Origin of the sequence: Kitasatospora sp. NBC_01266, from assembly GCF_036242395.1 — a bacterium.
GTDB lineage: Bacteria > Actinomycetota > Actinomycetes > Streptomycetales > Streptomycetaceae > Kitasatospora.
This window is the reverse complement of the sequence record NZ_CP108458.1, coordinates 2,400,509-2,415,946: the sequence shown is the minus strand read 5'-3', so window position 1 is coordinate 2,415,946 and position 15,438 is coordinate 2,400,509. Positions and strand designations below refer to the sequence as shown.

Sequence of the window (15,438 nt, the reverse complement as noted above, 5' to 3'; positions counted from 1 at the left end):
GCAGGCGGCCGGCCGACCCCTCGCGTCCCGGACATTTCACCGCTGTTTCGGCCAGCGAACGCACGGGCACACTGATGGCAGCTTGCGGATGAGCGTCTGCCTCTCCAGCCCGCCAGTACCGGCCGGTAACCGCCCCTGACCTCGGGGTGTTGTCCGCCATGTGGACGAAAAATTCCACTACCCGGGATATACGGCAGCATGTAACCTGCACGAAATCGCAGAGGGCCAACGTCGTCCCTGTTGCAACTGCACCTTTTGCCAAGACGACGACGGGAGAGCCGATGCTGTCTGCATCCATGCACTCCGCCAACGAGCCCCAGGGCAGCAGCCGCTCCCCGTATGCGCTCGTTCCGGATGCGCGACCTGCTGCTCAGGGCCTGTACGACCCGCGAAACGAGCACGACGCCTGCGGCGTCGGCTTCGTCGCCACGCTGACCGGCGTCGCCGACCACACCATCGTCGAGCAGGCGCTCAGCGTCCTGCGCAACCTGGAGCACCGGGGCGCCACCGGTGCCGAGCCGGACTCCGGCGACGGCGCCGGCATCCTGACCCAGATCCCGGACGCGTTCCTGCGGGCCCAGGTCGCCTTCGAGCTGCCGGCCGCCGGCCACTACGCCGTCGGCATCGCCTTCCTGCCGGATGACGACGCGGCCGACGCCGCCGCGGTCGCCCGGATCGAGCAGATCGCCGCCGAGGAGAGCCTGACCGTCCTGGGCTGGCGCGAGGTGCCGACCGCCCCCGACCTGCTGGGCGCCACCGCCCGCTCGGTGATGCCGCGCTTCCGCCAGCTCTTCCTCGCGGCGGCGAGCGGTGAGCAGAGCCCGGCCGACGGCGCCGCCGTCCGCACCGGCATCGAGCTGGACCGGATCGGCTTCGTGGTGCGCAAGCGCGCCGAGCGCGAGGCCGGGGTCTACTTCCCCTCGCTCTCCGCCCGCACCATCGTCTACAAGGGCATGCTCACCACCGGGCAGCTGGAGCCGTTCTTCCCCGACCTGTCGGACCGGCTCTACGCCTCGGCGATCGGCCTGATCCACTCCCGGTTCTCCACCAACACCTTCCCGAGCTGGCCGCTCGCCCACCCCTACCGGTTCGTCGCGCACAACGGCGAGATCAACACCGTCAAGGGCAACCGCAACTGGATGACCGCGCGCGAGTCGCAGCTGGCCACCGACCTGATCCCGGCCAACAGCAACGGGCAGGGCCTCAGCCGGATCTTCCCGGTCTGCACCCCGGACCACTCCGACTCGGCCTCCTTCGACGAGGTGCTGGAACTGCTCCACCTCGGCGGGCGCTCGCTGCCGCACGCGGTGCTGATGATGATCCCGGAGGCCTGGGAGAACCACGCCACCATGGAGCCGGCCCGGCGCGCCTTCTACCAGTACCACTCCAACCTGATGGAGCCCTGGGACGGCCCGGCCTGCGTCACCTTCACCGACGGCACCCAGATCGGCGCGGTGCTGGACCGCAACGGCCTGCGCCCGGCCCGCTACTGGGTCACCGAGGACGGCCTGGTGGTGCTCTCCTCCGAGGTCGGCGTGCTCGACCTGGACCAGGAGAAGGTGGTCAAGAAGGGCCGGCTGCAGCCCGGCAAGATGTTCCTGATCGACACCGCCGAGCACCGGATCGTCGAGGACGAGGAGCTCAAGGCCCAGCTCGCCGCCGAGCACCCGTACGGCGAGTGGGTCGCGGCCGGCCAGATCGAGCTGGCCAAGCTGCCCGAGCGCGAGCACATCGCGCACACCCACGCCTCGGTGACGCGCCGTCAGCAGACCTTCGGCTACACCGAGGAGGAGCTGCGGGTCATCCTCGCGCCGATGGCCAAGACCGGCGGCGAGGCGCTCGGCTCGATGGGCACCGACTCGCCGATCGCCGCGCTCTCCGAGAAGCCCCGGCTGCTCTTCGACTACTTCGTGCAGCTCTTCGCCCAGGTCACCAACCCGCCGCTGGACGCGATCCGCGAAGAGCTGGTCACCTCGCTGCTGAGCAACCTGGGCCCCGAGGGCAACCTGCTGGCCACCGACGCCGCGCACTGCCGCTCGGTCGGCATCACCTTCCCGGTGATCGACAACGACGAGCTGGCCAAGCTGATCCACATCAACGCCGACGGCGACCAGCCGGGCCTGAAGGCCGTCACGCTCTCCGGCCTCTACCGGGTCTCCGGCGGCGGCGCGGAGCTGGCGGCCCGGCTGCAGGCCATCGCGGCCGAGGCCGACGCGGCGATCGCCGACGGCGCGCGGATCATCGTGCTCTCCGACCGGCACTCCGACGCCGAGCACGCGCCGATCCCCTCGCTGCTGCTCACCTCCGCGGTGCACCACCACCTGATCCGCACCAAGCAGCGCACCCAGATCTCGCTGCTGGTCGAGGCCGGCGACGTCCGCGAGGTCCACCACGTGGCCCTGCTGGTCGGCTACGGCGCGGGCGCGGTCAACCCCTACCTGGCGATGGAGACGGTCGAGGACCTGGTCGCCCAGGGCACCTTCCTGACCGGCATCGAGCCCGAGAAGGCGATCCGCAACCTGATCAAGGCGCTCGGCAAGGGCGTGCTCAAGGTGATGTCCAAGATGGGCATCTCCACCGTCGCCTCCTACCGCGGCGCGCAGGTCTTCGAGGCCATCGGCCTCTCCCAGGAAACGGTGGACGCCTACTTCACCGGCACCACCAGCAAGCTCGGCGGCATCGGCCTGGACGAGATCGCCAGGGAGACCGCCGCCCGGCACGCCAAGGCCTACCCGGCCTCCGGCATCTCCGCCGCGCACCGCGCGCTGGAGATCGGCGGCGAGTACCAGTGGCGCCGCGAGGGCGAGCCGCACCTGTTCGACCCGGACACCGTCTTCCGGCTGCAGCACGCCACCCGCACCCGGCGCTACGACATCTTCAAGCAGTACACCGGGCGGGTGAACGAGCAGTCCGAGCGGCTGATGACGCTGCGCGGCCTCTTCCAGCTGGACGCCAAGGGCCGGACGCCGATCCCGATCGACGAGGTCGAGCCGGTCTCCGAGATCGTCAAGCGCTTCTCGACCGGCGCCATGTCCTACGGCTCCATCTCGATGGAGGCGCACGAGACGCTGGCCATCGCGATGAACCGCCTCGGCGGCAAGTCCAACACCGGTGAGGGCGGCGAGGACCCGGAGCGCCTCCACGACCCGGCCCGCCGCTCGGCGATCAAGCAGGTCGCCTCCGGCCGGTTCGGCGTCACCAGCGAGTACCTGGTCAACGCCGACGACATCCAGATCAAGATGGCCCAGGGCGCCAAGCCCGGCGAGGGCGGCCAGCTGCCGGGCCACAAGGTCTACCCGTGGGTGGCCAGGACCCGGCACTCGACCCCGGGCGTCGGCCTGATCTCGCCGCCGCCGCACCACGACATCTACTCCATCGAGGACCTGGCTCAGCTGATCCACGACCTCAAGAACGCCAACCCGGACGCCCGCGTCCACGTGAAGCTGGTCTCCGAGGTGGGCGTCGGCACGGTCGCGGCGGGCGTCTCCAAGGCGCACGCGGACGTGGTGCTGGTCTCCGGCCACGACGGCGGCACCGGCGCCTCCCCGCTCACCTCGCTCAAGCACGCGGGCGGCCCCTGGGAGCTGGGCCTGGCCGAGACGCAGCAGACCCTGCTGCTCAACGGGCTGCGCGACCGGATCGTGGTGCAGACCGACGGCCAGCTCAAGACCGGCCGCGACGTGGTGATCGCCGCCCTGCTCGGCGCCGAGGAGTTCGGCTTCGCGACGGCGCCGCTGGTGGTCTCCGGCTGCGTCATGATGCGGGTCTGCCACCTGGACACCTGCCCGGTCGGCGTCGCCACGCAGAACCCGGTGCTGCGCGAGCGGTTCTCCGGCAAGCCCGAATTCGTGGTCAACTTCTTCGAGTTCATCGCCGAGGAGGTCCGCGAGCTCCTCGCCGAGCTGGGCTTCCGCTCGATCGAGGAGGCCGTCGGCCACGCCGAGCACATCGACGCCGACGCCGCGATCGACCACTGGAAGGCCGCCGGGCTCGACCTGGCCCCGCTCTTCCACGTCCCCGCGCTGCCGGAGGGTGCCTCGCTGCACCGCACCACCACGCAGGACCACGCGCTGGACAAGGCGCTCGACAACCAGCTGATCGAGCTGGCCGAGGACGCGCTGGAGCGCGGCGAGGCGGTCCGGATCCAGCTGCCGATCCGCAACGTCAACCGCACGGTGGGCACCATGCTCGGCCACCAGGTGACCAAGCGGTACCGCGGCGAGGGCCTGCCCGAGGGCACCATCGACGTGACCTTCACCGGCTCGGCCGGCCAGTCCTTCGGCGCCTTCGTGCCGCGCGGCATCACGCTGCGGCTGGAGGGTGACGCCAACGACTACGTCGGCAAGGGCCTGTCCGGCGGCGTGCTGGTGGTCCGCCCGGCCCGGGACGCGGCCGCCATCGGCGCCGACGCCCAGGCCCACGTGATCGCCGGCAACACCATCGGCTACGGCGCCACCAGCGGCCGGATCCACCTGCGCGGCAAGGCCGGTGAGCGGTTCGCGGTGCGCAACTCCGGCGCCACCCTGGTGGTCGAGGGCGTGGGCGACCACGGCCTGGAGTACATGACCGGCGGCCGGGTCGTCATCCTCGGCGAGACCGGCCGCAACCTGGCCGCGGGCATGTCCGGCGGTATCGCGTACGTGCTGGACCTGCGTCCGGCCAACGTCAACTCCGGCCTGGTGGGCATCGAGGCCCCCAGCGCCGAGGACCGCGAATGGCTGCGCGAGACCGTGCAGCAGCACTACGAGGAGACCGGCTCGACGGTTGCCGCCGAGCTGCTGGCCGACTGGGGCAGCGGGGTCTCCCGCTTCTCCAAGATCATGCCGACCGACTACAAGGCTGTGCTCGCCGCCAAGGACGCTGCCGAGCGCGATGGACTCTCCGAGTCCGAGACCACTCGCAAGATGATGGAGGCGGCACGTGGCTGACCCCAAGGGCTTCCTGACCACCCAGAAGCAGCTCGCCGAGCGGCGTCCCGTGGACGTCCGGCTGCGCGACTGGAACGAGGTCTACGTCGAGCGCAGCCTGCTGCCGATCATCACCAAGCAGGCCGGGCGCTGCATGGACTGCGGCATCCCGTTCTGCCACAACGGCTGCCCGCTGGGGAACCTGATCCCCGAGTGGAACGACCTCGCCTTCCGGGACGACTGGTCCGGCGCGATCGAGCGGCTGCACGCGACCAACAACTTCCCGGAGTTCACCGGGCGGCTGTGCCCCGCGCCGTGCGAGTCGGCCTGCGTGCTGGGGATCAACCAGGACGCGGTGACCATCAAGAACGTCGAGGTCACCATCATCGACAAGGCCTGGGACAACGGCGGGGTGCGCCCGCAGGTCCCGGAGCGGCTGTCCGGCAAGACGGTCGCCGTGGTCGGCTCCGGACCGGCCGGCCTGGCCGTCGCCCAGCAGCTCACCCGGGCCGGGCACACCGTCGTGGTCTACGAGCGCGCCGACCGGATCGGCGGCCTGCTGCGGTACGGCATCCCCGAGTTCAAGATGGAGAAGCGGCACATCAACCGCCGCATCGAGCAGATGCGCGCGGAGGGCACCCGGTTCCGCACCGGGGTCGAGGTCGGCTCCGACCTGACCGGACAGCAGCTGCGCGAGCGCTTCGACGCGGTCGTGGTCGCCGCCGGCGCCACCACCGCCCGCGACCTGCCGGTGCCGGGCCGCGAGCTCAAGGGCATCCACCAGGCGATGGAGTACCTGCCGCTGGCCAACAAGGTCCAGGAGGGCGACTTCGTCGAGGCCCCGATCAGCGCCAAGGGCAAGCACGTCATCGTGATCGGCGGCGGCGACACCGGCGCCGACTGCCTGGGCACCGCGCTGCGCCAGGGAGCCGCCTCGGTCACCCAGCTGGAGATCATGCCGCGCCCCGGCGACGACCGCCCCGGCCACCAGCCGTGGCCGACCATGCCGATGACCTACAAGGTCACCTCCGCGCACGAGGAGGGCGGCGACCGCGTTTACTCGGTGAACACCACGCACTTCAGCGGCGACGAGGAAGGCAACGTCCAGGAGCTCCACCTGGTCGAGGTCGAGTTCAAGGACGGCCGGTTCGAGCCGGTGCCCGGCACCGAGCGCGCCATCCCCGCGCAGCTGGTCACCCTGGCGATGGGCTTCACCGGCACCGATGTCCGCAACGGCCTGGTCGAGCAGCTTGGCGTCGAGCTGGACGCACGAGGTAATGTGGCCCGGGACTCGAGGTTCGCCACCAACGTGGACGGCGTCTACGTCTGTGGTGACGCCGGTCGCGGCCAGTCGCTGATCGTCTGGGCGATCGCCGAGGGCCGCTCCGCCGCCGCCGCGGTCGACGCCTACCTGGGCGGCAAGACCGCGCTGCCCGCCCCGATCCGCCCGACCGACCGCCCGCTGGCGGTCTGACACCCGAATACCATCCCGGGAAAACCCTCCCGCACACCGCCCGCCTTCCGGCGGGCCGCACCAAAACCGTTGCCCGCCAGAGCCGCCGGTCCCAACGGAGCGTCAGAACGGCGCCTGCCCCTCCCCGACCAAGTGGGGGCAGGCGCCGTTACGCGTCCCGGCTCAGCCGCCGCCCTCGACCAGCGCCTGCGCCACCGCGGTCCGCACGTACAGCACGGTGCGGCCGGTGCGGTGCCGGGCGAGCAGGCCCGCCGCGCGCAGGACGGCGAGGTGGTGGGCCACGTTCGGGGCGGACTGGCCGGTGCGGGCGGCGAGCTCGCTGGTGGAGGCCGGGGCGGCGAGTTCGGCCAGCAGCTGGGCGCGGCCGCGGCCGAGCAGGGCGGCCAGGGCCTGCGGGGGAGCGGCGGCGCCCTGCTCCCAGAGGGTGGCGACGCCGCGGGGCGGGTAGACCAGGCCGGGCTGGTGGCGGGAGTCGTCGGCCTCGAAGGCGGCGCCGGGCCAGATGAAGACGGAGGGGACCAGGACCAGGCCGCGGCCGGCCTCCAGCACGAGGTCGGCGGTGCGGCGGCGCTGGGCGATGGTCAGCCGGTCGTCCTGCCAGCTCACCTTGGGGTGCAGGCCGTCGAAGAGGGCGGCCGGGCCGCCGGTGGCCATCCGGCGGGCGCGGTAGAGGATCTCCCCGTCGATCAGGTGCTCGATCCGGGGCCAGTGCGGTTCGACCGCGGCGGTCCAGAAGGCCTGGATCTCGCCGGCCAGCCGGCCGAGTCCGGCGGCCGGGTCGCGCCGCAGGTCGGCCACCAGGGCCGGCAGCGGCCTCGGCAGCCGTTCCAGCTGGGCGCGCACCGCGGCGGGGGCGGTGGCGGTGAGGGCGGCCAGCTCCGCGGCCAGCGACGGGGCGGTGGCGGCCGGCATCGGGGAGAGGAAGTCCGGCAGGTACCGGGCGGGCATCGGGACCAGCTGGGAGAGCAGCTCGTAGCGCACGCCGGCCAGCGCCGCGCGGGCCTGCCGGACCCAGGGCAGGTGGATCGCCCGGGCCCCCGCGTCCTTGAGGACCTGGACCCCCGCCACCACCTCCCGCAGGCGCGAGCAGGTGAACCGGGTGGCGGCCAGGTCCTGGGCGGAGAACCGGATGCCGGGCATGCGCCGCCTTTCGAGGATTCGATCAGCACGAAATCTGTGGGCACCGGCGATCATGCCCGACAGGCTCGTGCCATGGCGAAAACGCGCTCTCTCGGGTTGCCCCGCACCGCCGGGCAACGACCTCTCGTCGCAGCTCACCTGATCGACAGCCTCGGCACCGGGCTGGTGCTCAGCTTCGTGGTGGTGTACTTCGTGCGGACCACCACGCTCTCGGTCGCCACCGTCGGGGCGGCGATCACCGCCGCCCGGCTGCTGGCACTGCCGACCGCGATCGTCACCGGCCGGCTGATCGACCGGTTCGGCGCCCGTGCCACCGCCGCCGCCGGAAACGCGGTCTCGGCGCTCGCCTACGGCGGATTCCTGGCGGTCCACCAGGCCTGGCAGCTGGTGCTGGTCGCCTGGCTCGCCCAGGTCGGTGCGGTCGGCTACTGGACCAGCAGCACCGGCCTGGTGGTGCTGGCCGCCGGCGAGGGCGAGCGGCCCCGGTGGTTCGCGCTGGTCCAGACGCTGCGCAACGCCGGCCTGGCCCTCGGCGCGGCGCTCGGGTCGCTGCTGGTCGGCGCGGGGGAACTGCACGCGGTGGTCGCGCTCAACGCCGTCAGCTACCTGGCCGCCGCGCTGCTGCTGGTGCTCTGGCGCCCGGCCGGGCGCGCCCGCACCGAGCCGGTGGGGACCCCGGGCAACCCGGGCAGCTACCGCGACGTGCTGCGCGACCGGCGCTACCTGCTGCTGGTCGGGGTCAACCTGTGCAACGTCTTCGGCTCGCTGATCAGCAGCCTGCTGCTCGCCGTCTACCTCACCGGCGGTCTGCACCGCCAGGCCTGGCTGGCCGGGTCGCTGCTGATGATGAACGGCCTCCAGGTGGTGCTCACCCAGGGCCCGGTCGCGCACCGGCTGGAACGGCGGCGCCCGACCCGGGTGATCGCGGCGGCCTCGCTGGTCAACGCGCTCGCCTTCGCCCTCTTCGCGCTGCTGGCCGCCGCGCCCGGCTGGAGCGTGGTGGCGGGGCTGTACCTGGCGATGTTCCTCTACAACGTGGCCGAGACGATGGCCACCCCGTTCGCCGGGGAGCTGAGCGTCAGCCTGGCCGACCCACGGCTGCGCGGCCGCTACCTGGGTGTCTACCAGCTCTCCTGGAACACCGGGCAGGCGCTGGCCCCCGGGGTGCTCACCCTGCTGCTGGCGCGCGGTGCGGTCTGGCCGTGGGTCTTCCTGGCCGCGCTCGCCGTCGCCGCCGTCCCGGCGCTGCTGGTGCTGGAGCGGCTGATCCCGGCCGCCGAGGGTGCCGTGGGACCGGGAGGGGGGCCGCTGGCGGCGCCGGCGGCGCCCGGTGCGCGCACGCTGAGTCGGCGCTGAATCAACTCCGCTCGCAGCGCTGACGGTTCGCCGGTCGATCGGTTGTTCTCCGGGTGAACTCACAGCTTTGATCCCGTGCTTGTGTCAGGAGGACGTGGCAGACTGCGGCGCGTAAGCCCAGCGGAGGAGCGAGCGCGATGAGCAGCGGCACGGGTCAGACCGGCAGCGGGGTGACGGTCCGACGGCTGCTGCTGGGTTCCCAGTTGCGCCGGTTGCGCGAGGCCCAGGGCGTCTCCCGCGAGGCCGCCGGGTACGAGATCCGCGCCTCCGAATCGAAGATCGGCCGGATGGAGCTGGGCCGGGTCAGCTTCAAGGAGCGTGACGTCGCCGACCTGCTCTCGCTCTACGGCGTCAACGACCCCGACCAGCGCGGCGACCTGCTCTCCATGGTGCGCGCCGCCAACGCCACCCCCTGGTGGCACGCGTACGCCGATGTGGTGCCCGGCTGGTTCCAGAGCTACCTGGGCTTCGAGGAGGCGGCCGGCACCATCTCCTCCTACGAGGTGCAGTTCGTCCCCGGCCTGCTGCAGACCGAGGAGTACGCCCGCGCGGTGATCCGGCTCGGCGCGCAGAGCGCCCCGCAGCAGGAGATCGAGCGCCGGGTCGAGGTGCGGATGCACCGCCAGCGGCTGCTGGTCCGCGAGGGCGGCCCGCGACTGGTCGTCGTGATCGACGAGGCGGCGCTGCGCCGCCCGTGCGGCGGGCCCGCGGTGATGCGCGGTCAGCTGACCCGGCTGCTGGAGCTGGCCGAGCAGCCGCAGATCGAGCTGCAGGTGCTGCCGTTGGGCTTCGACGGACTGTCCGCCGAGACCGGCGCGTTCTCGCTGCTGGCCTTCCGCGAGCCCGACCTGGCGGAGGTGGTCTACCTGGAGCAGTTCACCACCGCGCTCTACCTGGACCGCCCGCGCGAGGTGGCCGAGTACGCCGAATCCCTGGAGCGGCTGCGGGCCGACAGCCTGACGCCCGAACGCAGTCGCGAGCTTCTTCGGACTCTTCTCCAAGAACCCTGACATATCAGTAGGATGATCCCCAGTCAGCTTGTGAAGGGGAGCCAGGTGTCGCACTTTTCGGAACTCGCCCTGCAGTACATCGACGGTGAATGGCGCAGGGGCAGCGGTTCCTGGGACATCGTCGACATCAACCCCTACAACGGCGAGAAGCTGGCCGCGATCACGGTGGCCACCGTCGCCGAGGTCGACCAGGCGTACCGGGCGGCCGAGCGGGCCCAGCGCGAGTGGGCCCAGACCAACCCCTACACCCGCCGCCAGGTCTTCGAACGCGCTCTGCGGATCATCGAGGACCACGAGCAGGAGATCACCGAGAGCATCATCGCCGAGCTCGGCGGCACCCACCTCAAGGCCGCCTTCGAACTGTCGCTGACCAAGGACATGCTGCGCGAGGCGATGCAGCTGGCGATCCGCCCCGAGGGCCGGATCCTGCCCTCGCCGGTGGACGGCAAGGAGAACCGCCTCTACCGGCTGCCGGTCGGCGTGGTCGGGGTGATCAGCCCCTTCAACTTCCCGCTCTTCCTCTCCATGAAGCCGGTCGCCCCCGCGCTCGCGCTCGGCAACGCCGTGGTGCTCAAGCCGCACCAGGACGCCCCGATCGTCGGCGGCACCCTGATCGCCAAGATCTTCGAAGAGGCCGGCCTGCCGGCGGGCCTGCTCAACGTGGTGGTCACCGACATCGCCGAGATCGGCGACGCGCTGCTCGAACACCCGGTGCCCAAGGCGATCTCGTTCACCGGCTCGGACCGGGTCGGCCGGCACGTGGCCACCGTCGCCGCCTCGCACTTCAAGCGCTCGGTGCTGGAGCTGGGCGGCAACAGCGCGCTGATCGTGCTGGACGACGCCGACGTCGACTACGCGGTGGACGCGGCGGTGTTCAGCCGCTTCGCGCACCAGGGCCAGGTCTGCATGGCCGCCAACCGGATCCTGGTGGACCGCTCGGTGCTCGCCGAGTTCACCGAGAAGTTCGTCGCCAAGGTCGCCTCGCTCACCGTCGGTGACCCCAAGGACCCCAGCACCCAGATCGGCCCGCTGATCAACACCACCCAGGCCGACGCGCTCGTCGCCCAGGTCGACCAGGCGGTGGCCGACGGCGCCACCGCGCTGCTGCGCGGTGCCACCGTCGGGACCCTGATGGCGCCCGTGGTGCTCACCGACCTCGACCCCAAGGCCCCGATCCTGCGCCGCGAGCTGTTCGGCCCGGTCGTGCTGCTGGTGCCCTTCGACGGCGAGGACGAGGCGGTCGCGCTCGCCAACGACACCCCCTTCGGGCTCAGCGGGGCCGTGCACACCGGCGACATCGAGCGCGGTGTGCGGGTGGCGCAGCGGATCGAGACGGGCATGATCCACGTCAACGACGGCACCATCCACGACGAGGCGATCGTGCCGTTCGGCGGCGAGAAGAACTCCGGGGTGGGCCGGCTGAACGGCGAGGCCACGGTGGAGGCCTTCACCACGGTCAAGTGGATCTCCATCCAGCACGGGCGCAGCCGCTTCCCGTTCTGAGTACGGGGGCGGGACTCGCTGCTTGCGCCGCCGGTCAGGAGAACGATCGGGAGAGATCGGTCGGGAGACCGGTCGGGTGAAAACGGACAGAGCTGGACATACCATCACAGAGAGATGTCGATGGGAGGCCAGCGATGACCAAACGACCGGCGGGCAAGAAGAGCAGCGTCAAACTCCGCCGCGGCACCCAGGAACTGCTGGAACGCCGCGGTATGACCACCGGGGGCGGCGGCAAGCCGCACGCCTTCGGCCCCGTGCTGCACACCGGTACCGGCGGCGGCACCCCGGTCGGCTACGGCACGTACGCGGCACTGGCCGGTGAGGCACCGTTCAGCCACGGCGGACGCCGGGTGCCCGAGGAGCGGGCGCTGACCGGCGCGCTGCCGGGGCACGCCGAGCTCAAGGGCCACCGGCACCGCGGCGCCGAGCGGCACTCGGAGCACTGATCGGCACGCGGAGCGCTGATCGGCACGGGCTTCGGTATCAGGCGAGGGCCGGCCGCGCACCGGCAGTCCGTTGCCGGCGCGCGGCCGGCCCTCACCGGTGCTGCGGCGCCGCCGGTTGCGCGAGCCGGTCCAGCAGCTCCGCCACCCGGTCGGCCAGCGCCTGCTCCGGGCTGTGGTCGCCCGGCTCCAGGCGCTGCCAGGACCGGTCGCGCTCGTAGTGGTCCAGCGCGGTCACCGCCTGCGCCACCCGCTCCCTCGGCTGCTGCGCGGCCTCGGCGCTCTCGTTGTCCAGCCACCGCGCGAGCTGGTCGAGCAGGTAGCCGGCCAGCGTGCTGCCCTGCTCCGGCCAGCGTGCCCGCGCCACCCGCGCGCGCTGCTCGGCCAGCAGCGCGAGGGCTGCCGACCGCTCGGGGGCGGGGAGCGGGTCGGGGTCGGGCGTGGGCGTGGGCTCGGGTACCGGGTCGGGGACGGGCTCGGGCGTGGGCTCGGGGTCCGGCTCGGGCGTGGGCTCGGGGTCGGGCTCGGGCGTGGGCTCGGGGTCCGGGTTGGGCACAGGTTCGGGTTCGGGTTCGGGCACCGGCGGTGGACCGAAGGCCAGCCCCAGCACCGCACCGGCCGCGTACAGCCCGCCGGCCACCGCCACACCGGTCACCCCGAGCCCCTCGGTCAGCGAGACCCCCAGCCCCACCGCGGCCCCGCCGCTGCCCAGGTAGTGCGCCCGGCTGCCGAACCAGTTGGGCAGTCGGCCCCAGCGCCGGTCACTGGTAGCCACGGATCTCCTCGAAGACCCCGCCCAGCGCACTCGGCCCCGCGGTCGCGTCGAACAGCTTGCCGCCGGTGGTGTCCGCGATCCCCTGCAACTGCGACTTCTCCCCCTCGCCGAACAGCACCGGGAAGACCGGCACCGCCTGCTGGCCGGCCGGCAGCGCCCGGTAGAAGGCGGCGAACTGGTCCGCCGTGGCACCCTCGTTGCTCTCGCCGTCGGTCATCAGCACGATCGAGGTGAAGCGGTCGTCCTGCTCCGCCGCCTGCTGCTGCGCGACGAGCCTGTACGCCTGCTCCAGCGTGCTGTAGATCGCCGTGCCGCCCTCGGCCGTCAGGCTCTGCACATCCGCCTCGATCGCTGCCAGCTCCGACTGCGGCGCGGTGGCCGGAACCTGGTGGGTGTGCTGCCACTTGATGTCGTCGGCGAACGAGATCAGCGTGACCTCCTCGCGCTCCCGGAACCCGTTCACGGCCAAGGTGCCGGTGGCGCCCGTCAGTTGGCCCAGGGCCTGCTTCAGACCGTCCAGCCGGGCCCCCTTCATCGAGCCCGAGGTGTCCAGCACGTAGACCGTCCGGGAGGGCCGGCGCAGCTGGTTCTGGTACGCCGCCAGCAGCGCGTCCGCCACCGCCAGGCTGCCCGGGAACGGCAACTCGGGTCGCCGGTCGGTGCCCAGGCCCGGCCCCGGCGCCACTCCCGACACCACCGGGCGCCGCTCGGTGGTGTCCGAGATCTCGCGCTGGATCTCGGGACGCAGCAGTTCGGCCGTCAGCCGGTCGAACGCGTCCCGGGCCGCGGCCCCGGCCGAACTCAGCAGGGTGAGCGGGTAGTCGGCCGACACCACGCCGTCGATCGGCCGGATCACGGTCAGTTGGGCGTCACCGGGCAGCGTGCGGTTCAGCGAGAGCAGCACCGACTCGTAGTTCACCAGCGCGCCCACCGAGGTGCCCGAACCGCCCTGCGCCGTACGCTGGTAGGCCTCGGCCAGCCAGCCGGAGGAGCCCGAGGTCAGCTTCTGCCCGGTGAAGAAGCTCTGCAGCGCGGGCGCCGCCCTGGTCACGTCGTCCTGGGTGAGCGCCGCTTGGGCGCCGGAGAACGCCGAGGCCAGCGCGATCAGCGCGGACAGGCCCGAGTTGGACTGCGAGGGGTCCGTCATGCCGAAGGTGAGCCGCCCCGCCGTCACCGCCGCGCCCAGCTGCGACCAGGTCGTCTTCGCCGGATCCCAGCCCAGCGCGTCCAGCACCGAGGACCGCACCCCGAACGCCACCGGCGAGACCATCACCGAGGTCTCCGAGAGCAGCTTGCCGGCCGCGTTCGGGTCCAGCCGCAGGTAGCGGTTGGAGCCGAACCAGAGCGCGTCGTACACCCCGTCCGCCTGGCCCGAGCTGACCGTGGCGGCGCCGGCCAGGGTGCCGGTGTAACTGAACCGGACGGTGACCCCGGTGGCCTTCTGGACGTCCTCCAGGACCGGTTGCATGTCCTGCACCTCGCTGCCCGCCAGCACCCGCAGGGTGTACGGCGCACCGCCCGTCGGCGGCGCGCCGGGCGAGCCGCCCGAGGCGGCGGCACTCGGCGTGCTCGGGGCGGGCGCGGGCTTCGGCCGCCGGCCGCCGTCGCAGCCCGTTGCCGCCGCCGCCAGGCCGAGCGCGAGGGCGCCGACCAGGCCGCGGCGGGAGATCGAATCGCTCATCAGCTGCTCCCGGAGGATGACGCCGCCGCCACCAGTTTCTGCAGGATATCGGTGTGCGGGAACGGCGGTTGACTGGTCGACGGGAGCGCCGTCAGATCGGGTGCGAACCCCTGGGCGTGGCCCGCCGCCTTGAGGGCCGCGATCATGGCGCCCGGGTCGGCGGTCGGCCGGAAACCGAAGCGGGCCTCCAGCTTGATCAGGGTCGGGTTGTTCGCCAGGGCCTCGGCGAAACCGTGCGCCTGGGGCGTCAACTCCACGACCGTGTGGTCACTCTGCAGGTCGACGTTCGGGTAGAGCACCACCGTGTCGGCCGGCAGTGTGCCGTCCATCGCCTGTTCGGCGGCCTCGGACTCGTAGGTCCAGATCAGCGGATTGCCGGTGCCGGCCCGGAAGTCCGAGAAGAGCTGGTCGCTGCTGGCCAGCAGCGCGCCCTGATTCGAGATCAGATACTGCATCAGCGGCTGGACATGGGCGATGTCGGCCTGGGACTTCACCAGCTGCTCGTTGTTGGCGAGGTACGACATGATCGCCAGGTAGAGCGCGCCGGAGGAGGAACTGGCCGGGTCCGTGGTCTCGATGTAGAGCAGCCCGGCCAGGTCGCCGGGCCGGGTGCCGCCGGTCAGGTCGCTCCACTTGCGCTGGGCCTCGACATCGGCCAGGTACTGGTTCATGTCGAAGCTCCAGACGCCGCCGCTGAGCTGCGTCGCCAGACCGTTCTGCGCCAGGAAGTCGGCGGTGTCCGTGTGCGCGACCACCACCATGGGCGAGTAGAACGGTCGCACCGGATTGGTGTTGAACGGGCTGGGGATGGTGCTGGCGGCGATCGAGCTGGCCGGGATGGCGAAGTCGTAGTGCCCCTTCTGCACGTCGCCCGCCATCGAGAAGGAGCCCGAGGAGCCGACGGTGACCGCGTACCCCTGGGCCCGCAGCGCCTGTTGGACCGCGCCGTCCGCGAAGAAGTGCTGCTTCTCGGAGCCGATCAGGCCGCTGAGGGCGGTCAGCGCGGTGGGCGAGCCGTGCGCGGTGGGCGACGGCCGCGGCCCCGGTCTCGGGTTGTGCCGCTGCTGGGCCACCAGCACAACGCCGATGACCAGCCCCAAAGCCAGCAGTACCCCAAGTAGTCGCCTCATTGGCGTGCCAACTCCCCGT

10 protein-coding genes are annotated in these 15,438 nt (G+C 72.1%); 6 read left to right on the top strand and 4 right to left on the bottom strand.

Annotated elements, in window-relative coordinates; translation table 11 throughout:
* Window positions 1-281 precede the first annotated feature (281 nt).
* Both gltB and OG403_RS10030 read left to right on the top strand, forming a co-directional pair.
* A complete protein-coding gene (gene gltB / locus OG403_RS10035; RefSeq protein ID WP_442910890.1) occupies window positions 282-4,928 on the top strand; it encodes a glutamate synthase large subunit in 4,647 nt (1,548 codons plus the stop codon).
* Entirely contained in the window at window positions 4,921-6,381 is a 1,461-nt protein-coding gene (locus OG403_RS10030) for a glutamate synthase subunit beta (RefSeq protein WP_329563298.1), read from the top strand. The genes gltB and OG403_RS10030 overlap by 8 nt, the downstream gene beginning before the upstream one ends.
* Window positions 6,382-6,543: 162 nt before the next feature.
* On the opposite strand, the gene OG403_RS10025 is transcribed toward OG403_RS10030, so the two are convergent.
* Entirely contained in the window at window positions 6,544-7,521 is a 978-nt protein-coding gene (locus OG403_RS10025; RefSeq protein ID WP_329563296.1) for a winged helix-turn-helix domain-containing protein, read from the bottom strand.
* Between the two features lie 72 nt (window positions 7,522-7,593).
* On the opposite strand from OG403_RS10025, the gene OG403_RS10020 reads away from it, so the two are divergent.
* From OG403_RS10020 to OG403_RS10005, 4 genes are all read left to right on the top strand, one after another.
* Window positions 7,594-8,877 carry an MFS transporter gene (locus OG403_RS10020; protein WP_329563295.1) on the top strand — a complete coding sequence of 428 codons (1,284 nt, stop codon included), beginning with the start codon at window positions 7,594-7,596 and terminating at the stop codon, window positions 8,875-8,877.
* A 137-nt stretch (window positions 8,878-9,014) separates the two neighbouring features.
* Window positions 9,015-9,887, top strand: coding sequence for a helix-turn-helix domain-containing protein (locus OG403_RS10015; protein WP_329563294.1), 873 nt, complete (start codon window positions 9,015-9,017; stop codon window positions 9,885-9,887).
* 45 nt (window positions 9,888-9,932) lie between these two features.
* Entirely contained in the window at window positions 9,933-11,390 is a 1,458-nt protein-coding gene (locus OG403_RS10010) for an aldehyde dehydrogenase family protein (protein ID WP_329563292.1), read from the top strand.
* 134 nt (window positions 11,391-11,524) lie between these two features.
* Entirely contained in the window at window positions 11,525-11,836 is a 312-nt protein-coding gene (locus tag OG403_RS10005) for a hypothetical protein (protein ID WP_329563290.1), read from the top strand.
* Between the two features lie 91 nt (window positions 11,837-11,927).
* Here OG403_RS10005 and OG403_RS10000 read toward each other — a convergent pair whose 3' ends face one another.
* Genes OG403_RS10000 through OG403_RS09990 form a run of 3 tightly spaced genes read right to left on the bottom strand, consistent with a single transcriptional unit; the run spans window position 11,928 to window position 15,419 of the window.
* Window positions 11,928-12,608: a hypothetical protein gene (locus OG403_RS10000; protein WP_329563288.1), complete on the bottom strand. Its 681-nt coding sequence runs from the start codon at window positions 12,606-12,608 to the stop codon at window positions 11,928-11,930.
* Window positions 12,595-14,289, bottom strand: coding sequence for a VWA domain-containing protein (locus OG403_RS09995; RefSeq protein ID WP_329563286.1), 1,695 nt, complete (start codon window positions 14,287-14,289; stop codon window positions 12,595-12,597). Before OG403_RS09995 ends, OG403_RS10000 begins: the two co-directional genes overlap by 14 nt.
* Complete coding sequence (locus tag OG403_RS09990) at window positions 14,289-15,419, bottom strand: hypothetical protein (protein WP_329563284.1); 1,131 nt, start codon at window positions 15,417-15,419, stop codon at window positions 14,289-14,291. Before OG403_RS09990 ends, OG403_RS09995 begins: the two co-directional genes overlap by 1 nt.
* Window positions 15,420-15,438: the final 19 nt, after the last annotated feature.